The following is an 18,979-nucleotide window of genomic DNA, read 5'->3' as shown; positions in this document are numbered from 1 at the left end:
AAAGGGTTTGTCGTGCTGGTTTCGAATGCCTGGGCGGCATTGGCCAAAAACGTATCTCGCCAGCGGTAGTACATGCTCTGAGTGATTTGATATTCACTGCAAAGGCTTGCCACAGAGCGCCCCTGCAAGCCTTCAAGCACGATGCGGGCTTTACTTTTGCTGTCCCAGATACGGCGTTTCATGTTTCCTCCAGAGCTTGAAGAAAACTACCTTAACAGGGCTGCCTTGTTAATGGGGGGCAGTATACAGCGCCCCTAACAGGCCCCCATCTGCCGCCCGCCGCGCAGGCGGCCCAAGCAACAGGAAAAGAAAAGCCTTCGTGCCCGCAGGGCACACAAGCCACCTCTCAAAGACCAAGCCTTGCTTTGTTTTCTTCATAGCGCCCGCTGCGCAAGTCCCTCGCTTTGCCGAGCAGGCGGCCCAAGCAACAGGAAAAGAAAAGCCTTCTTGCCCGCAGGGCACACAAACCACATCTCAAAGGCCAAGCCTTGCATTCTTTTCCCCGGGGTACCGTCTGCGTGAATTCTCCCGCTGAAAAGCGGACCCGCACAAAACCTCGTTGACAACGAAACAACACTGATAGAAAATAAAAAAGAATTTCAAATTTAAATAATACGCAAGGCACACGCCGCCAAATTCCTCCGCTCTTTCCGCTCCGGTGCGCCCCTGCCCCAAGAGGCCCCGGGGAGAGGGCGGAGGATCATTCAATAAAAACCCGCGCATACTTCCACAAAGACAGACTGCGCGGCAGAAGACGTCGGCTCTTTCAGCCTTGTCTGCACTACCGCCACAAGCGCAGGCTGCCTCTGAAAGTGTGCATTCCCAAGGGCCTGCCCCGCCTTATGCGGCAATCCGTTTTCTGCGTATTGGCGAGCAACTGCGGCAGAACAGACGCACTCGCGCCCGGCACGTCTGGATGTCGTCTACAGGCTCTGAAAATGCTCCACAATATGGTCCACAAAGAGGCGTACGCGCTTGGGCGGGCGGTCGCCGGGCAGTGTGAGATTGATGTCGGTTTTTGTCAGTTCCCAGTCGGGCAAAAGCCGGACAAGCCTGCCCTCCTTGTCAAAAGCTTTGGCAAGTTGGGGGATGAGCGTCGTCACGCCCTGATTGGCAAGCAACAGCTCCAGCGCCAGGCCGATACTCTGCACAGAATGCCTTGGCTGCAGGGCCACGGTTTCCACCTGCCCTTTCTTTGAGCAGGTCACCAGCGGTCGGCCCTCGCTTGTCTGGGCAATGAAGGGCAGACGGGCCAGATCGCCCGGATGTTCCGGGGGGGGATAGCTGTTCAGAAATTCCGCCGTGCAGAACAGGGCTGGCTGCATGGACAAAAGCCTTCGTACTTTCAGGTCCGGGTAGGGGACGGGGCCTGTTCTGATATCCAGATCAAAGGGCTCCCTATGCAGGTCCTTCCACTCTGTGGAAAATACCGTTTGCAGGCTTATCTGCGGGAACTGCTCCACAAAAGATCCCAGTGCGCCGTGCATGCAGCAGTGGTACACAAAGGCTTCAACCGACATGCGTATGGGCCCGCACGGCTCTGCCTGCTTTTGCATGAGCCTGTCCCTGACGCCGTTGGCCTCGGCCATGATAAACTTGCAGCTTTCCAGCAGTTCCTTGCCGTCTTCCGTCAAACCGGCAATGCGCGTATTGCGGAAAAACAGCTTCACTCCCAGGTGCTGCTCCATGGCCGCAATGCGCCGTGAAAGCGTCGCAAGCGGAATGCCCAGCGCGTCCGCGGCCTGGGTGAAACTCGGATGGTTGGCGGCCTCAAGAAAATACGGAATATCAGCCAGAAGCTTGCGCATGTCACTTCTCATTTACAACAACATCCTGAGTATATTTTCGTCATATATAAACATCTTCAACAATGATACTTGAGAATCACGTGAAGTCAAACCCGGTGCGCGGGCGGGCGGGGAGCGTGCCTGCCTGGAGCAAACGCCTTTGCGAAGATGGCTCCGCAAAGGGCGCGTATGCCCGCACGGCAAACAGTCGGCCATGCAAGCGGCCAACCAGACACGCAGCCGGGCAGGCAAAACATCCAGACGGATAAACAGCGCTTGCGCCGTCACCCAGGCCTTGCCCACGCAACCCCCAGGGCCTCGGAACACGAAATTGTCTACGGCCCGCGTATGGGCATTGCCCGATAGGCGGGCTATAATCGAGGAGAACCTATGAACGACGACTTTCAGGTGGATGAAAAACTCATTGAAGCCTTCCACCTCATGTTTGATCATTTTCCCGAGGGAGTGCAGCTCGCCCACAAATCCAAGCGTATTGTGGCTCTTAACCCGGCCTGTAAAAGCCTTGGAAGAGACGTGGGCATGATCTGCGCCAAGCACGGCCCGGCGGAGGCGCACAAGGGCTGCCTTGCCCACAAGACCGTCAGCAAGCATGCCGCATCCTGGATGAAAGGCGCGCAACCCGGCCCCGGCGGGCAGGAGCCTGTGGTCTTCTGGCTGCCTGTGGACGGCTACCCGGACTTTTTCATCCATTTTGGCGTCGGCTACATGAAGGACTATTCCCTGCCGTCCGATGCGGAATAGCAGGGCAGCAGAAATCAGGGAACAGCGCGGCCAACAACGCGCCCAACAACGTGGCATAGCACGCCCCTGAATCAGCCCCCACGCATGCTCCCAAGCAAAACCCCCGTCCCTTCACCTGCGGTTTGCGGTGAAAGGACGGGGATTTTTACGTGTTCAGGCCAGATGCGTGGCGAAAAGGGAAGGCGGTCAGGCAGCGCCGCCAGTTCTGGAAGAGCCGCCCCCCTGCTTCATTTCGCTGATAAGCCCCTGAAGCACGCCCGCCTGCCGGGAAAGCTCCAAGATGGCCTCTGACGATTGCTGCATATACTCGGCATTTTCGCCGGATATTCTGTCCACCTCGTCCAGGCTGCGGTTGATTTCACCGCTGGCGGCGGACTGTTCTTCCGAGGCGGCGGCAATGGCGCGTACCTGATCCGTGCTTATGTCCACCATAGACACGATTTCGGCCAGGGCCGCGCCAGAACTGTCGGCCAGTTGGTCCGCGCCCTGGATGCGCGACACCGTGCGGTTCACCACATCAATGGTCTGCACGGTTCCTGCCTGAATGCCGTCAATGGCTTCGCCCACTTCCCTTGTTGCTGTCATGGTTTTTTCGGCCAGCTTGCGCACCTCGTCGGCCACCACGGCAAAGCCGCGTCCGGCTTCGCCAGCGCGGGCGGCCTCAATGGCCGCATTGAGGGCCAGCAGGTTGGTCTGGTCCGCTATGTCGGCAATGACGTTCAGCACCTTGCCTATGGCCTCGGCCTTGACGCCAAGCCCGGCCATGCCGTCCTTCATTTCTCCGGCCTGCTGCTGTACCTCGCGGATGCTGTCGAGCAGCTTTGTAACGGATGAAGAGCCTTCCTGGGCTTTTACCCTGGTATGATCAGCCGTGTCGGCGGCGTGGGACGAGCTTTGCGCCACCTCAAGCATGGAGGCGTTCATCTGCTCCATGGCTGAAGCCGTTTCGCGCACACGGTCGGCCTGACGCGTGGAACCGCTGCTGGCCTTGTGGATGAGGTCTGATAGGTTGTCTGAGGCAAGGTTGAGGGCGCTTACAACGGCCTCAAGCTGGCTTGCGGCATAGAGCATGCCCTCGGCCTTGGCTTTTTCAGCCTCTTCCCTGGCTTCGTGGGCCTGCCGCATGAATGCCTGGGCCTCGTCCCGCTCCTTCTGGGCTTCGGCAGTGGCCCGGCGTGTTTCAGCCCTGAAGGCGGCCAGGTTGTCCGCCGTGGCGTTCAGTGCCTGCACCAGGGGCAAGATGGAAGACTTATTGCTGGCGTTCAGCCTGTGGTTAAGATCATCGCCCCCCAGCTGGCGCGCAAAGGCGACACACTGGCGCATGACGTCAAGGTCACGGCTGGTGAACAGAAATCCCACGCCGTAAACAGCCAGCATGGAAACCCCCAGCACTATCCACATATTGGTGCGGCTCTGCTCCATCTGCTCCTGCATTTGCTGCATGGCCGCGTCAAAGCGGGCGTTCATGGCCTTGTCAAACAGGCCCCCCTGCTCCCGGTAGGCCACGGCATAGGGTGTGGCCACCTTGGCGTAGTCCTTGTAGCTTTTGTAGCGCTCCTCAGCGGGAACCTCCTTGAGCGGCAAAAGCACGTCCCTGCCGTTGGCGATAAAGCTGATGGCGGCTTTTTGGGCGTCGGCTATGATCCTTTTTTCCTGACTGCTGAAAGGCATTGCATCAAGCTGCTGAAAGCGCTCCTCATTGCGTTTGGCAATTTCGGCCTGCTGCTTGATATCTTTTTCCAGGTCGCCCCCAAGCATTGCGTCACGGGTGAGGCGGCTTACGTAGTTGATGTCCTTGGCTATTTCAAGGCTGGTCATCTTGCCCACCACGTCCACGTCGCGCATTTGCGAAAAGGACTGGTTGAGGGTCGAAACCGAGTCGAGAGAAAAGGCAAACATGGCGACAAGCGCCACGGCCCCTATGGTTATTGTCAAAAGAAACTTTCCGCGCAAAGAAAATGAATTCATGGCGATGCTGCTTGTGCTAAGAGTTGAAAAAAATCGGCTCTTTTCAGACAAAAATATATACAGACTGCAGAGGTTGCAGGTTGCGAGGGAAGAAAAACGACGACGGCAAATATCGTCTATTTCCTTGAATTAGTAGAAAGTGTAAAACAACATATCGGTAAAATTTATGCAAGCTATAGAGCCCATTTATATCACACGCAGCCATAGTAGGTATTATAGCCTGTATATGGTATCCGTAGCAGCATGGCTTGCTGTAGGCCTGCGTCTCTTTCTGGCGGGTATGTCTGCGGCCAGGGATGCTGCCGCTGCCCGAAGGGCGCAGGTGGAATTTGTGGTGGGTCGGGCAGGGGATGCCCATACTAAAGCAGATTAACGTTGAAATGCTTCACATTGCAAAGTTTTCATTCAGCCGAGCTTTACCCGCAGCTTCCTTAACCGCAACGGCTAACGGTCGGCTGAATCCACGCTACGTTGTGGCGCGCGGCACGCTTGTGCAGCGGTAGAGCATATATATTTTTTCAAAGTTAACATGCTCTGATGAAGTCCCGCGTGCGCCTTTGCGGCACACGCGGGACTCTTTGCCCGTATTGGGGGGAGGTGGGCTTAACTACAGACTATACTTGCTGTTTTCTGCGCGCATCTTGCTCACCGCAGACACCAGCGCATCTACATTGAGTACCATTTCCATCATGCTTATCTGCTCTTCCCATTTGGCGGGATCGGCAGCTGCCTTCATTTCCGGCTCAAGCACATGATATACGCAGAGTCCCAACGGGACTCCGGCCAGGGATCCGGCGTAGGTGGGGTCGCCCAAGGTAACGGTTTCGGCATAGATTTCCGCTCCTTCAGGGTCGGAAGAACCGAGAACCACCACGACATTCTCACCACCAAACTTCTCAGCCGCGTCCTTGACGCGCTGCTGATTTTCCAGATCCATGGCTCCTGCGGCCGTTCAAACGAAGCATTCGGTGGCGGAGAACAGGATCTCCGCTCCCGAATCGGCGAAGACATCCGCCATGGCGGGGCCGGGTACGCCGTCCCTTTCGCCAAGCAGCAGAAGCTTCTTGCCTTCGAGCTTAGCCATTGCTTACTCCTTACGATTATGGCTTTTGGTCTGCACGGGCCGATGCGGCGGCCCGCCGTCCACGTTATTGCCGCGCTGGCCTGGGCCAGTGCGCAAAAACACCAGATGGTATCATCACGGGGTGCGTTTTCCACATGCATCGATGCACCAGGTGAACAGGCCTTTTATGCGGAACGTTCGCTCATACTGCGCCCGCAGAAATAAAAGGCGAAGTTCAATACAATGATACCTGAAAAATGCGCCCATACCGACAGTGTCTAGAGCAGTTTTTCCGTCTCTGCCCTGATGGACTCAATGGAAACGGCGTCGCCCGTCAGGCGCGCGAGGCATTCGCCACCCTTGTAAAAAAGGATGGTGGGCACGGCCATGACGCGCAGGCTGATGACCATGCGGCGGTTTTCCGCCACGTTCAGTTTGCAGAATTTTGCCTTGCCCTCATACTCGGCGGCCAGCTTTTCCACATCGGGCATAAGGGCCAGGCAGGGGCCGCACTGCGGGCCCCAAAGGTCCACCACGCAGGGCACGGCGCATTGCAGAACCTCGGCTTCAAAATTTTCTTTATCGACGATAATCATAACTACCTCGCTTGTTTGCGTAAGAATATATTATACCGATAAAGGCGGGCCGGGGCCTGTGCCGGACACTCTGGCACGGTCGGCCCGCCTGTCGGAGGATTTTATATGTAGCCGGATGCCTTCAGGACCTCATGGGCCTTCTCAAGATTGGCCGCAGCCAGCTTGACCACAGGCCCGGTGCAGCCCATGGCCGCTTCGGCGTATATTTTTTCCTTCCACAGGCAGCGTACCGCCTGCTCAAGGTCCAGCACGTCAATGCCGTGAATCTCCTCGTTTGTGGGCTCGGCAGGCGGGGCCTGCGCTTCGACGGCGGGGGCAGTCCCTGCCGCCTTTTCAAAGGCGGCCAGCTCTTCATCAAGCCCGGCGGCTTTGGCCCGGCGCAGTTCTTCGGCCACCACGGCGGGCAGATTGGCGCGCACGGCGGAGGCCGTATAGGCCAGAGCATTGGCAATGACGGGAGCGCCCGAAGCGCGGGAGATGATGCTCACCACCCGGTTCCAGCCTTCGCCCACCGAGGGGCCATAGCCCCAGCCCGTGGTTTCATAGGCTCCGCCGGAGGTAAACGCGCTGAAGAGCTTCATGAGTATATTGCCCGTGAGCGTATCCGTGACGCACACGTCCACAGCGCCAGTCAGAAGGTCGTTGCCCCGCAGCAGCGAGCCGCCGTCGCTCCTGGCGCTCTGGCCGAGGCGCAGGTTGTAGCCGCGTTCCGCCATGCGGTTCAGCGCCCGCAGCACCTGCGGGGCCGCGTCCACGTTGAGAACGCCCGCAGCAGGCGACGCCAGCCCCATTGCCCTGGCCACAGCCAGGCCCAGCACGGCGTTGCGCAGCAGGGCCTGCTGCCTCTGGGGCGCGCTCATGCCCGTGGTGCAGGCCACAAACATGGCCTTGCCGAGAGCAGGAGTCAGAATGCGGCCCACCGTGGTCACACCCAGCGGGAAAGGATAGTGCAGGGCCACTGCGCCCTGGATATGGCCGTCTTCCAGGGCTTTTTCCATCCCTGCGGCCATCTCGCCGCCTTCGCAGCCCGTTTCGATCCAGTCCATGCCCGCAGGCACAAGTCCCGCAGGCCGTGGGCCCACGCCGACCACGGTCAGCGAGGCGTCCTCCTTCATGGCTGCTGCCGCCGCTGTGAGGAATTCCGTGTCCGAATGCTCGCCGCCAGCGGCCATGAGGCCAATGCGGCACGGCGCGCGTCCGCTGCGCGCCCGCGTGACCAGGTCCTCAATAGCCTTGCCAAGGATGGTGCGCTTGTCAGTTTGACTAGCCATAAGCCTGCCTCCTACTGACCCTTTTGCAGGTTGGCCGCCACGTCGCTCAGGGCTGCCAGCAGCAATTCGGTCACATCCTGCTGGCTGACGCTCTGCGCCTTTGCCGCGCTCGCGCCGGGGGCTTCCATAATAAAGGAAGCGCCGTCGGCCAGGTTGGTCAGGCGGCCCAGAAAAAGGCTGCCCTTGCCTATGATCATGGCGCGCTTGATGCGGCCTTGACTGATGTCTTCAATGGCGTGGCCCACATAGGGCACGCCGGAGGGGATATGCCCCTGGATGGGGGCAAAGCCGGGCATGCCGTGTTCCGCTACAAACTGGGGGATGTCGCCGCGCTCTATCTGGCCCTTCATGACCGCAAGGGCCGCGATCATCTTGTAGTTGGCCTCGGGCACGTTGCCCGCGCCTGCGGGCAGGGTGACCTCGGCGTTGTGCAGTTCAGGCGCGTACTTGTCCACATCCGTGAGCTTCAGGCCCACGCGGGCCAGGGGTTCAAAGGTCAGGGCCGAGGTGATGGCCTGGGGCGAAGCCCCCGCGCCCACCGTATGCTTGCCGATGCTGTCCAGACGCATGACCGGTGTCTGGCCGTCGTCGGGGGTCAGCAGCAGGGCAAAACTGCCGAGGCAGTTTTCAAGCGGCACAAAACCCTTCTTGATATGGTCGCGGGCGTTCATGTAGAGCTTGGGCACAGAGCCGCCGCTGACCACGACCACATTGGGCCGCACGCCGCTGGCCACCATGCCTGCCGCAGTGATGAGGGCGGCCACGGGCCCGGCGCAGAAGCCGCGCACGTCAAAGCCGCTGGCATTGACGCATTCGGCTATTTCGGCCAGGGCCTTGGCCATGTTGCCGCCGCCGCGCTGCATGGCGTCGCCCACGGCTTCTTCGGAGCATTCCACCACAAAGTCCACATCAGTCGGAGACATGCCCGCATTCTTGATGAGGTGCAGCAGAGCCAGCACGCCGCTGGCCTTGCTGGCCAGATTTTCCAGCATGACCCCGGCTTCTAGGTTTTCATCCGTATCGTGGGCCCGGCGGCAGCAGGCCACAAGGGTGTTTTCAAAGTAGAGCGGCAAAGCGTGCTGCTTTTCAATGGCTTCCTGCAGTTCGGCTGCGGGTCTGCCTTTTTCCAGGCGGGCCAGCTGCTTTTCGCCCATGACAGGGTTATGGGCCAGCTTTTCGGCCACTGCCGAGGCAAAGCCCTGCTCCAGCCAGATGAGGTCAAAGACGTCGCAGATATCCATAAGCCCGATGAATTCGTCTTCAGGCATGATTTCGCCAAATTTTCCGTAGCGTTGCGTCGCGCTCAGATTGTCGATCCAGGGGGTAGGGGCCTGTTCCAGTTCGTCGAGGCTCATGCCGCCCACATAGGTCTTGTTGGGGGCGTAGGCAGCTGCCTGTTCCCAGGTCTGCGCGTGCCTGGGCAGTTCGCGCAGAAATTCCGAATCGGGCTTGGAGCGGCGTTCCTGAGCGGGGGTGCCGCCATAGTGCAGGGCCAGTTCCGGCGCGAAGTTCAGGCAGTATGCGGCTGCCTTGATGCCAACAGTGCTCATGGTGCTATCCTCCTGCGGGCTTAGAGCAGTTTACGAATGAAATGAGTTAATTGCTCTGCAAGGATTTTTTGAAAATCCTTGCCGCGAAATGCGAGTGGGCGGGCTTTTGCTGCCGTACGCGAATATTTCAACTGTTAAGGAAGCACTGATTAAAGAGCTTCCTGGAAACGCGTAGTTATTTCGTTTGGCAAGGCGCGATCTTTTTTTGAAGCAGGAGTGGACTCTTCCGTCCTCGACTGTTTCAAAAAAAGTGAAGCAACGCCGCCAAACGGAATAAATCAGCGTTTCCTTAAATGCTCTAGTGTTGAAGGTAGGCGTACGCCGCCATGGCGGCCCGCGCCCCGTCGCCCGCCGCCGTCACCACCTGCCGCAGCGAGGTGTCGCGCACGTCGCCCGCGGCAAAGATGCCGGGCGCCGAGGTTTGCAGCTTGTCGTCGGTAATGATCCAGCCAGCAGCGTCGGTTTGCAGCAGGCCGTGCAGATATTCGTCATTGGGCAGGGTGCCGATGAAGATGAACACGCCGCTCAACGGAATTTCGCGTTTTTCTTCGGTCTTCACGTTGCGCACCACGATTTTTTCCACCATGTCGCTGCCTTCGATGGATTCCAGCACGCTGTCCATGACGGGTACGATCTTGGGATTGGCCAGGGCGTGCTCAACCACGAGTCTGTCGGCGCGGAATTCGTCGCGCCGGTGGACAAGGTACACCTTTGAGGCAAAGCCCGTGAGGTAGCAGGCTTCTTCTACGGCGGTATTGCCGCCGCCGATGACGGCCACCTCAAGGTCTTCAAAAAAGGCGGCGTCGCACACGGCGCAGTAGGAAACGCCCATGCCCGTAAATTTTTTTTCGCCGGGGCAACCCTGCTTGCGAAAATGGGCCCCGGTGGCCACGATGACCGCCCCGGCGGCAATTTCGCTGCCGTCCTTGAGGGTTATGATCTTCTGGTCGCCGCGCACTTCGAGCTTCTGCACGGAGACCGAACGGAACTCGGCCTTGAAAAATTCCGCATGGGCGCGAAAGGCGTCGGCCAGACCCGTGCCCGTGCCGTCGATGATGCCGGGGTAGTTCTCCACCCTGCTGGTGGTCAGTATCTGCCCGCCGGGGCGGCCCTTTTCGAGCACAAGAGTGTCAAGACCGGCGCGCTTGCCGTAGATGGCGGCGGAAAGGCCCGCCGGGCCCGCGCCAATGATGACCAGTTCACGCTTTTCCATAAAAACTCCTTGTGGGGGCGGGCCGTCTGCGGCTGAGCCGTGCGTTGCGCCACCCGGCAAAATCTGCTGCGGTTTTATCCGTTTTCAGCTCCGGCAGGCCGTGGCAAGGGCATACCCACGACCCGCCGAAGCGTTACCGGGGGGGATTTAAAATACTGTCTGTCCGTCCACCTTGGTGGTCAGAGCCGTGCACGCCTTGAGCACCAGTTCGCGGCGAAGGTGCTTTTCTTCCGCAGGGGACAGTTCCGGGTTGCCCAGGGGGTAGGGTATGGAGACCGTGGGCACGATGCGGTTGGCCCCGATGCTCAGAGAAATGGGAACAATGGTACACATGTGGACTACGGGCACATCAGCGGCCTCTTCAATGGCCTTGGCGAGCGTTGCGCCGCAACGCGTGCAGGTGCCTCACGTGGAGGTGAGGATTACGCCGTCCACATGCGCGGCCTTGAGCTGCGAGCCGATTTCAGCGCCGAACTTGCGGGAGTTGGCCACGGAAGTGCCGTTGCCCACGGTGGTGTAGAACACATTGTAGAGCTTGCCGATCTTGCCTTCCTTTTCCAGATCGCGCAGTACGTCAATGGGCAGCACGCGGTCGGGGTCCTGGTTGGCGTAGGTCTGGTCGTAGCCGCCGTGGGCGGTCAGGTACTTGCCCTTCTCAAGATCATTGACGCCTTCAATGCTGTACGCGCCGAAGTTCTGCGCCGAGGAAGCGGCGATATGGTCGGGGTTGCCTTCGGGCACGATGCCGCCAGAGGTGACCACGGCGATGGTGGCCTTGCTGAGGTCGGCGATGGCCGGGCGCGGCTCCACGCGGTCAAAGATGGGCATGGCGTATTCCGTCTTGAACGGCTCGCCCTTGATCTTCCTGATCAGCATGCGCACAGCGCGTTCCGCGCCGGGTTCGTCATAGAACATGTTCTTGCGGATGCCCTTGGGGAAGATGCCCTCGGCCTCGGGATCGGCGATTTCTTCGCCGCGCAAAAGCTTGAGCATGGCAGCGGCCATGGCCGGGACGGCCTTGCCCATGCCACGGGCGCTGTCGGAAGTTTCAATGATGGTCACTTGCTTGCGGAACAGATCAACGCCAGGGCTTTCACGGTACATGCCGCTGACCACTGGCAGGCCGAGCTGCTTGTTGACGGCAGCGCAGACAGCGCCGCAGGCAGTGCCGTAACGACCGGCGTTAAAGGCCGGCCCGGCGATGACGCCGTCAGCGCCAAGGCGCTTCACGGTTTCCACCATCTGGGCGGCCACCGCATCAAGGTGGTTGGCGCAATAATTGTCGCCGCAGATGAACGTGGCCACTATTTCGGCCTCGCCGCCAAAGGCGGCCTTGAAAGCCGCCCCCGGGCCCACGATGCCTTCACGCACTTCGGGGGCCAGGTCGGCCTTGTCTTCACCGCCGATCCCGGCAAAAAACTGATTGATATAATGTATAAGCTTGTATGCCATGATGATCTCCTGCTCCTTGAGCTGGCTGCGCTGCCCTTACAGGGTGCGGCCGCCGATGCGGTTGAAGCCCAGTTCGTTGGTCGCGCCAAGGATGGCCTGCAATTCCACTTCAAGACTGCCGTCTTCGCGCACAGAGCCGAAGAAGCCGCCAGCAATGGTTTCAGCGGGATTCAGGTCGCCAATAACCTTGGCCATGGGCGGCAGCCCGATGAGCTCATTGGCGTTGCCTGCGGTGACGCAGGCGTCGCCCTCGGGGCACGAGTCGGCCAGGGACTGGCTTGAGCCGTCGCGCCCGGCGAATTCGTCCGTGATGAGGACGGTTCTGATGCCCGCCTGCTCGGACTTGCGGCAGTTCATGATGAGATCGGCGTCAGGGTTGCCGAAGCCTTCCTCACTGATGACAACGGCCTCGACGCCGAGCATGCGGGCCAGCTTGACCGCGTAGGAAGAGCTGCGCTTCTTGTCCGCCAGGGTGACATTTTCATTGGTGATGATGACGCCCACGAAGTTGAGGTCCTTTCCGTGGTGTTCATAGAGGCTTCTGATCACGGGGTTGTTCAGGTGGACGTAGGTGCTGTTCTTGTCGCAGGCGGAAACGCAGTTGCCGGAGATGATCGCGCCGTCCATAATTTCCGTGGGGCTGATCATGGTGGGCAGGATGCGCTTGGCGTCCACGCCGTAAACCCAGGTGTCGTGCAGCAGGCCCTGGGATTGCAGCATGTAGATGTAGGCCACCTTGGGCAGGCCGGGGTGGGCGTGCATGGCCTCGCTGAGCGCGGGAAAATCAAAGGTCTCAACCTTGTCGGCCTTGACGCCCTTGCAGGCGGCGGCAAGGTAGTGGGCGGCGCGCAGCCCGGCACGGCGAAAGCACGCCTCGCACTGGTGGGGTTCCATATCCGCCACGGGCGATAGCGAGATGGTCAGGTTGCTGGTCTTTGAAAACGGCGTGTAGTCCGCGCCGGGGCCGGTCATGTCCACTATGCCTTCCTGCGGGGCCACCACGCGCCCCGTGGTCAGCACGGCCATGCCGCTCAAAACCAGAGTCTTGCCTTCACCGGCGTTTTCCACGTCGCCTATCCAGCCGGGGAAGACCTCGCCCGGCCCTTCCAGCTTGCAGCGGGGCTCAATGGCGTCCTTCACGGGCATGATGCGCGTGCTTTCACTGGGATGGGCAGCGTCGATCTCGACCCCGCCGAGGCGTTCGTCCTGCATGAGCAGGGCGGTCAGTTCTTCCTTGTTGACAGTGAGCACACCGTCGCTGACGCCTGTGTGCGCACCAAAGATCAGCTTGCTGATTGTGATGCGGTGCAGTTCCAACTTCACGTTACATCTCCTTGTGGGGTGAAAGCACGCCCGGCGCGGGGGCCGGATGCCTTCCATTGAGGTTCAAAAGGCTTTTGATGCTACAGCCCAGGCTCTCAATAGTCGCGCGCAGAAGCTCCACGTCCACAAAGGCGCAGTCCCGCAACACGTCGCCGTCCATGCGTATGGGCGCAAGGGCGGCAGCGGCGTCATAACGGGCCTGGGCCTGCTCAATGAGTTCAAGAGATGTGAGGTCCACCGGAGCGGAGGCCTCGGAAGACGGTTGGGCACAAGATGACAGGATCAAGGAACGGTACGGCATCTGCCGGGGCAGAAAATTGCCGTACAGGGGATGATTGGCAAGACGCCAACCCAGATGGATCTGATCGCGCGCCGCGCGAATGACAGACGCGGATCAGCCCGAGATGAGCGTGACGCTCAGTCCCTTGAGGGCCATCTCCTGAAAGCGGGGATTGTTGGTAATAAGGACGTGAAGCATAAGCGTACCTGCGGTTTAATGGTACGCCCTGTCTCCACAAGTGGATTCAGCAGCACTAAGATGCGCGATTCTTTTACCTGAGAGTTTCAGCTTTTCGGCTTTGCCCCTTCGGTGCCCCTGCTCTGGCGTTCAGTGCAAAGGACTCTCTCGCACACTTACCACGATTCAAAAATGTACTATTGAGAAAAAAGTGTCAAGCTCGTGCGAATAGAAATAATTATTCACAAGCTCGGCAGCAGAAATTGTTCGTCTAACCAATTTATTTATCAGACAATAAAAATTTTCATTATCGGCGACATGTTGTTGCCCGTTTTTTAGCGGTCAAGCTTTTTGCCTGACGTACCGCGCTTCATTGCCCGGAACTGGCGCCTGTGATGCCGCCTGTGATGCTCTATGGCGGCATTTCGCAGGGTGCTGCACCCAAAGGCCGCAGGGCTGATGTGGGGTCGCCTCCGTCAATTGCAGCGTGATGCCGCTCTGGCGGCTACCGCGCAAAGCATTCAGGTTGCCAAAAAGCGACCGTGCAGCCCTTGGCGCAGCACTGCGCCGTCAGGCAGATGCGTCACTGGCGCACTCGGGCCGCGCCGTTGAGTGGAGCATCGGGAGTGCAGACGCGCAGGCAACAGGTCAAGCCGGACAGTACCAGCCGGACAGGACAAGCCGGACAACACCAGTTGGACAGGACCGCTGCTCAATCGCGTCCGCGTGGGAGATTCGGCAGGCCCATTAACGCGCCAATGGGAGCGGGAGTGGGCGGATCAGCCAAAGTAAAGCCCGCGCGGGCCAATCCCGGCGGGCTGCTTCTCCTGACAGCGCTTGATGCGCGGTCAGGGGCCAACGAAGACCCAGTATATAGATATGAAAAAAAGGCTTGTCAATATTCATTATCAATATTAGCACGCTTCAAACTCTATTCCTCGAAAAAATAGTGTGTAAAAAATATATGTTATTGAATTGGCCGGAATAGGCCGTCATATGCCGCTTGCGGCTTGGCGAGAGCCAATGTCACGCCCGCGCGGGTATCCGCGTGCCGCTGCCCACGCATGAAGCCGGTAATGATAGACAGTGGCAGCCGCTGGGATCCCTGCGCCCTTCAGTCTGTGCCCTGCATTACCGTCTACAGCCAAGCCCGCGCGACCAGCGCCCGACTTCAGGCAAGCGTCTGCCCATGCGCCCGCATGCGCCCGCCATGCGACCGCGATGTGTCTGGCATGCGCCTGTCCATTTGGCCGCTGCTCACTCGTCAAGGCAATCAGCGGGACCACCTGCCGGGCAACCCCGTTGTGCGGGTGCCGTATGTTTTTGTGTTCAGAGTATGGGGGCTGCCGCTCCTGATGTCGCCTCAGATGTCGTTCCAGATGCCGCAGAGCAGCTTACAGGGGCATGGCTGACGCCATTGCCGTCAGCGTCTGGGCCAGTGGGCTTTTGTCCGGAGGTACAACAAGGCCGAGCCGCAGATGGAAGGCATGATCTTCTTCCAGTTGCGCGAAGGTGACGCCGTCTCTGCGTATGGCCGCAAAGGAGGCTGGCAGAAGCCCCATGCCTTCGCCAGCAGCGATACGGGCCAGCAGCACGTCGTGTTCCGCAGGTTCCTCAAGATACTGCGGCGTGAAGCCTATGCGCGCAAAACGGGTTTTTGCGTAATCGAAAAATCCGGGATTGCTCTCGCGCTTGAACCAGAAGAGCGGCCTTTGGCTGAACCGTTGCAGCGACGCCGCTTCTGGCGCTGTGCTCCTCGGCGTGAACCATGATGCGGGCAGCGCGGCCAGCATGGGTTCAGCATACGGCAGTTCCTGCAGCAGCAGGCCGGGCGCGTCCAGCGGCAGGGCGACAAAGGCGGCGTCGAGCCTGCCTTTGCGCACGTCGCGCACGAGCCTTGTGGAGGCTTCCCTTTGAATATGCAGGCCGCCAGCAAAGAACTCCGTCAACCGCCGCTCCAGGCCAGTGAAGACTCCCTGTTCAAAGGCGGTGGTAAAACCTATGCGCGTGTGCTGCGCATGAGGGTGAATGTCTTGCCGCAGGCGTCTGTAGGTTGCGTCCTTCATCTGCAAAAGCGGCCTGACTATGGCCAGCACTCGCGCGCCTTCGTTTGTCAGGGTGAGGCCCTTGCTGTGGCGGACAAAAAGCGCCACGCCCATCCGTTCCTCCAGTTGCTTGATCTGCCGACTCAGGGGCGGCTGCGCCATGAACAGACGCTCCGCCGCGCGGCGGAGGCTGTTTTCCTCCGCCACCACAGAAAAGTAGTAAAAATGGCGTACGTCGATGGCGTCGATGGCTGCTTCTGAGACGGTTTTTGTCATACCTAAAAGGTATCACAAAAGAAGTATGATGCAAAGCGCCCAGGGATGTCTACGTTTCAGGGGCGGCTCGCGCTGAAACTGCTCCGGCGGCTGCAGGAATATGTGTCGCCAGGGCCTGCGGTCGCCATGAAAGGCCAGTCGCGGTGTCGCCGCGCTGCCATGCGCCGCAGCTGGCGTGTGACAAATTTGCGAATATGCATTTTCAAATTAATCTGCTCAGAAGAGATCGGGCATGGCGGCGTGCGCAGCACGCAGTGCAGGGTGCATACCCGCCACGTCGTGCCCATCCCAAAAGAACACCAACTGCCAGGGAGGCAAAACACATGACACAGCACAACACAGCAATGCCCATACGTGAGCTTGGAGACGGCTTTTCGGCGTCCGCCATTTCTTTTGGCGCCATGGGCATGTCGGAATTTTATGGAAAAACGCCCGATGACGACGCCAGCCTGGAGGTGCTTGACCGCGCGCTGGAGCTTGGCGTGACCATGCTTGATACTGCTGACATGTATGGCCGGGGCCACAATGAGCGGCTCATGGCCAAATTCGTTGCCCGCCACCCTCAGGAGCATGCCAGCGGGCGCATCCGCATTGCCACAAAGTTCGGCATTGACCGTGATCCTGCCGATTCCTACAAGCGCAGCATCAACAACTCGCCGGATTATATCCGCAAGGCCTGCGAAGCGTCGCTGCGGCGTCTCGGCGTTGAACGCATAGACCTGTATTACGCGCACAGGGTCAATACGGATGTTGATATAGCAGACACCATGGGCGTGCTCGCCGACCTGAAGCAGCAGGGCAAGATCGCGCATATAGGCTTGTGCGAGGTTTCAGCGGCAACCCTGGCCAGGGCGCACGCAGCGCACCCCGTTGCAGCGCTGCAAAGCGAATATTCCCTGTGGACGCGCGAAATGGAGCATGACGTTCTGCCCGCATGCCAAAGGCTGGGCATTGGTTTTGTCGCATACAGTCCACTGGGCCGGGGATTTTTGACAGGAAAATACTCTTCGCCGGACAAGCTTGAGGCAGGAGACTTTCGACGCTCAAATCCGCGCTTTCAGGCAGACAACCTCCGCAACAACCTGAAACTGCTGCCCGCCCTGCAGGCCATGGCCGAAAGGCATGGCTGCACACCGGCACAGATTGCGCTGGCCTGGCTTCTCAGCCGTTACGAGCGGCTTGTGGTTATCCCCGGCACACGCAGCGTCGCCCGATTGGAAGAGAACTGCCGTGCCACGCAAATTGCGCTGCCGCATGAAGACATTGCGAGTCTTGACGCCGTGTTTACGGAGCAGGCGGTTCACGGTCAGCGGTATCCAGAGGAGGGAATGAAAGGGGCCAATGCCTGATTATTCGCTGGCGCGATCTGCGCCAGAACACTTTCGGCATAGAGGCCGGGGCCTGCGCAAAAAAGGCAGGCCCCGGTTTGTATGACAACTGCCATGGATGGCAGGGAGCAAGGAGGCAGTTACTGCATATTCATTGTGCAACGCTCAGGTGGCCACCAAACAGGCGTTCGGCTGTGAGAGCGTTTGCACTGCGTGTTTGCGCGGGTTTTGCCTTTTGGTCTGGGGGATTCTTGAGAGCGCATATGCCCAAAAACTGAAGTCACGGGAGTGAATCCCGTATTAAGGTGCTGGATTGGGACAGCGGGGGCAATGATGCGGCATTTTGCGTGCCGAGTCGGCAGAAGTCGCGTGCCAACATTGTTGACCAACCTCCTGGCCGTGAAGCTGGAAGTTTTCTGCCAAGAGTCGTGCGAGAGAAAAAAGCCCTTACGATTTTTGTCGTAAGGGCTGGCTTTCTTTATGGTGCGCCCGGCGCGATTCGAACGCACGGCCTTTGGCTCCGGAGGCCAACAATCCACATTTACATCTATTTTCATCAATTTTCTTTTTTTTATAATTTAAAATAGTTGTAGAAATCTATGCTTGCATTTAGTTTTATCTTTTGCCATGAAAGATCAAGGAAAAGGTTGGAAATCGGGTTGGAATTTTGTTGGAGGCTTCATGGCTAGTCAGACTCGTGTGAAGACAAGCTACCCAGGAGTGTTCTACCGGCTTGCTGAGCGCAAAGGTAAACCGGGTGAAGAGCGGGTTTATTATATTGTATTTAAACAAGATTCTAAGGTCGTTGAAGAAAAAGTTGGTAGGCAGTATGCGGACGATATGACCCCTGCTAAGGCGTCTGGAATACGAGCTGAGCGGATTGAAGGGAAGCGCGCTTCTCGTAAGGAAATCCGCGCGGCAGCTCTTGCGGCAAAGGCAGCCGAGGCTGCCAAGCCGACAATTGCAAGGCTTTGGAGTCAGTATCAACTTGCTTTTGATGATGGTAAAGTAAGAAAATCTGATGTGAGTAGGTATAATATCTATATACGTGAAATTTTTAAAAATAAAACACCTGATGAAATAACAACATTAGAAATCGATAAGCTCCGTCATATGTTGCTCAAAGCAGGTAAAAGTCCGCAAACAACAAAACACATACTCGCATTGCTTCGTCGGATAATCAAATTTGGCGTCAGAAAAGGGTTATGTGCATCACCAGATCCATCAGTGCTCTATTTTGAGATGCCAAAGGTAGATAATCAGAAAACGGAAAGTTTAACCAGCGAGCAGTTGAATAAATACCTAGAAGCAATTGGTGCAGAAGCCGATCAAGACGCAGCCGCCTTTTTAAGGCTCGCGCTAGTTACGGGCATGCGTAAGGGTGCTTTGATGGCGTTGCAGTGGAGTGATATAGATTTTGAAAATGGTTTTATTTTGCTGCGTGGTGAAGCCGCTAAGAAAGGTAAAACAGAACGTATACCACTCTCACATGCCGCCAGAATTGTGCTTCAAAGCGTTAGAAGAGTCGATAGCTTGTATGTGTTTCCGGGAAGAAACGGTGAGCAGCGGAAGGAATACCGTAAAATAGCAGAGAGGGTGAAAAGGCGCGCAGGCCTGCCTGACGATTTCCGCCCCTTGCATGGATTGCGGCATGCATATGCGTCCTTTCTAGCGTCTAGTGGGAAAGTTGATCTATACACGCTGCAAAAGTTACTGACTCATTCAAGCCCGCAAATGACCCAGCGATACGCACATCTAGCCGATGAGGCCATGCAACGGGCAGCCAGTGTCGCAGATGAAATTTTTGACATGGATAGGGAGAAAAAGTGATATGTCAAACCCAGCTCTTGATCAGACTACATTAGAAGAGTCATTTTTTTTCTGTGAG

The 18,979-nt window shown here is 58.3% G+C and carries 15 protein-coding genes and 1 riboswitch; of the genes, 3 read left to right on the top strand and 12 right to left on the bottom strand.

Annotated features, from left to right (window positions below):
* Positions 1-182, bottom strand: a 182-nt coding sequence (locus BCS36_RS10140; protein ID WP_291302777.1) for a transposase, incomplete at its 3' end; no start/stop codon positions are given.
* A gap of 741 nt (positions 183-923) precedes the next feature.
* Positions 924-1,820 (bottom strand): LysR family transcriptional regulator, encoded by an 897-nt coding sequence (locus tag BCS36_RS10135; protein ID WP_291302776.1) that lies wholly within the window; start codon positions 1,818-1,820, stop codon positions 924-926.
* Between the two features lie 357 nt (positions 1,821-2,177).
* On the opposite strand from BCS36_RS10135, the gene BCS36_RS10130 reads away from it, so the two are divergent.
* On the top strand, positions 2,178-2,549 hold the full coding sequence (locus tag BCS36_RS10130) for a hypothetical protein (RefSeq protein WP_291302775.1): 372 nt from the start codon (positions 2,178-2,180) through the stop codon (positions 2,547-2,549).
* 186 nt (positions 2,550-2,735) lie between these two features.
* On the opposite strand, the gene BCS36_RS10125 is transcribed toward BCS36_RS10130, so the two are convergent.
* The 10 genes from BCS36_RS10125 to BCS36_RS10080 form a co-directional block, all read right to left on the bottom strand.
* Positions 2,736-4,517, bottom strand: a complete 1,782-nt coding sequence (locus tag BCS36_RS10125; protein WP_291302774.1) for a methyl-accepting chemotaxis protein — start codon at positions 4,515-4,517, stop codon at positions 2,736-2,738.
* Between the two features lie 607 nt (positions 4,518-5,124).
* Positions 5,125-5,601, bottom strand: coding sequence for a glycine/sarcosine/betaine reductase complex selenoprotein A (gene grdA, locus BCS36_RS10120; RefSeq protein WP_291302773.1), 477 nt, complete (start codon positions 5,599-5,601; stop codon positions 5,125-5,127).
* Positions 5,602-5,858: 257 nt separating this feature from the next.
* Complete coding sequence (locus BCS36_RS10115) at positions 5,859-6,176, bottom strand: thioredoxin domain-containing protein (protein WP_291302772.1); 318 nt, start codon at positions 6,174-6,176, stop codon at positions 5,859-5,861.
* Positions 6,177-6,277: 101 nt separating this feature from the next.
* The gene (gene grdD, locus BCS36_RS10110; protein WP_291302771.1) at positions 6,278-7,447 is read right to left on the bottom strand and encodes a glycine/sarcosine/betaine reductase complex component C subunit alpha; all 1,170 of its coding nucleotides are present in this window, start codon (positions 7,445-7,447) and stop codon (positions 6,278-6,280) included.
* Between the two features lie 11 nt (positions 7,448-7,458).
* Complete coding sequence (grdC, locus tag BCS36_RS10105) at positions 7,459-8,997, bottom strand: glycine/sarcosine/betaine reductase complex component C subunit beta (protein ID WP_291302770.1); 1,539 nt, start codon at positions 8,995-8,997, stop codon at positions 7,459-7,461.
* A gap of 298 nt (positions 8,998-9,295) precedes the next feature.
* Positions 9,296-10,210, bottom strand: coding sequence for a thioredoxin-disulfide reductase (gene trxB, locus BCS36_RS10100; RefSeq protein WP_291302769.1), 915 nt, complete (start codon positions 10,208-10,210; stop codon positions 9,296-9,298).
* Between the two features lie 147 nt (positions 10,211-10,357).
* Entirely contained in the window at positions 10,358-11,662 is a 1,305-nt protein-coding gene (gene grdB, locus BCS36_RS10095) for a glycine reductase complex selenoprotein B (protein ID WP_291302768.1), read from the bottom strand.
* Positions 11,663-11,698: 36 nt separating this feature from the next.
* Positions 11,699-12,985 carry a glycine/sarcosine/betaine reductase component B subunit gene (locus BCS36_RS10090; protein ID WP_291302767.1) on the bottom strand — a complete coding sequence of 429 codons (1,287 nt, stop codon included), beginning with the start codon at positions 12,983-12,985 and terminating at the stop codon, positions 11,699-11,701.
* Position 12,986: 1 nt separating this feature from the next.
* The gene (locus BCS36_RS10085; protein ID WP_291302778.1) at positions 12,987-13,367 is read right to left on the bottom strand and encodes a GrdX family protein; all 381 of its coding nucleotides are present in this window, start codon (positions 13,365-13,367) and stop codon (positions 12,987-12,989) included.
* A gap of 151 nt (positions 13,368-13,518) precedes the next feature.
* Positions 13,519-13,623, bottom strand: a riboswitch (glycine riboswitch).
* 1,213 nt (positions 13,624-14,836) lie between these two features.
* Entirely contained in the window at positions 14,837-15,763 is a 927-nt protein-coding gene (locus BCS36_RS10080) for a LysR family transcriptional regulator (protein WP_291302766.1), read from the bottom strand.
* 323 nt (positions 15,764-16,086) lie between these two features.
* Between BCS36_RS10080 and BCS36_RS10075 the strand changes: the two genes are divergently transcribed.
* Together BCS36_RS10075 and BCS36_RS10070 are read left to right on the top strand one after the other, a co-directional pair.
* On the top strand, positions 16,087-17,112 hold the full coding sequence (locus tag BCS36_RS10075) for an aldo/keto reductase (protein ID WP_291302765.1): 1,026 nt from the start codon (positions 16,087-16,089) through the stop codon (positions 17,110-17,112).
* A 660-nt stretch (positions 17,113-17,772) separates the two neighbouring features.
* The gene (locus BCS36_RS10070) at positions 17,773-18,921 is read left to right on the top strand and encodes a site-specific integrase (protein WP_291302764.1); all 1,149 of its coding nucleotides are present in this window, start codon (positions 17,773-17,775) and stop codon (positions 18,919-18,921) included.
* Positions 18,922-18,979 lie beyond the last annotated feature (58 nt).

Origin of the sequence: Desulfovibrio sp. MES5, from assembly GCF_002237645.1 — a bacterium.
GTDB lineage: Bacteria > Desulfobacterota > Desulfovibrionia > Desulfovibrionales > Desulfovibrionaceae > Desulfovibrio.
This window is presented reverse-complemented; position numbering and strand designations above follow the sequence as displayed.

What these genes read in the sequence shown, in the direction of transcription:
- BCS36_RS10130 (WP_291302775.1), top strand. Translation starts at nt 2,178, where the DNA reads ATGAACGACGACTTTCAGGTGGATGAAAAACTCATTGAAGCCTTCCAC.
- BCS36_RS10075 (WP_291302765.1), top strand. Translation starts at nt 16,087, where the DNA reads ATGACACAGCACAACACAGCAATGCCCATACGTGAGCTTGGAGACGGC.
- BCS36_RS10125 (WP_291302774.1), bottom strand. Translation starts at nt 4,517, where the DNA reads ATGAATTCATTTTCTTTGCGCGGAAAGTTTCTTTTGACAATAACCATA.
- grdC (WP_291302770.1), bottom strand. Translation starts at nt 8,997, where the DNA reads ATGAGCACTGTTGGCATCAAGGCAGCCGCATACTGCCTGAACTTCGCG.
- BCS36_RS10135 (WP_291302776.1), bottom strand. Translation starts at nt 1,820, where the DNA reads ATGAGAAGTGACATGCGCAAGCTTCTGGCTGATATTCCGTATTTTCTT.
- grdD (WP_291302771.1), bottom strand. Translation starts at nt 7,447, where the DNA reads ATGGCTAGTCAAACTGACAAGCGCACCATCCTTGGCAAGGCTATTGAG.
- BCS36_RS10080 (WP_291302766.1), bottom strand. Translation starts at nt 15,763, where the DNA reads ATGACAAAAACCGTCTCAGAAGCAGCCATCGACGCCATCGACGTACGC.
- trxB (WP_291302769.1), bottom strand. Translation starts at nt 10,210, where the DNA reads ATGGAAAAGCGTGAACTGGTCATCATTGGCGCGGGCCCGGCGGGCCTT.
- BCS36_RS10070 (WP_291302764.1), top strand. Translation starts at nt 17,773, where the DNA reads ATGGCTAGTCAGACTCGTGTGAAGACAAGCTACCCAGGAGTGTTCTAC.
- BCS36_RS10115 (WP_291302772.1), bottom strand. Translation starts at nt 6,176, where the DNA reads ATGATTATCGTCGATAAAGAAAATTTTGAAGCCGAGGTTCTGCAATGC.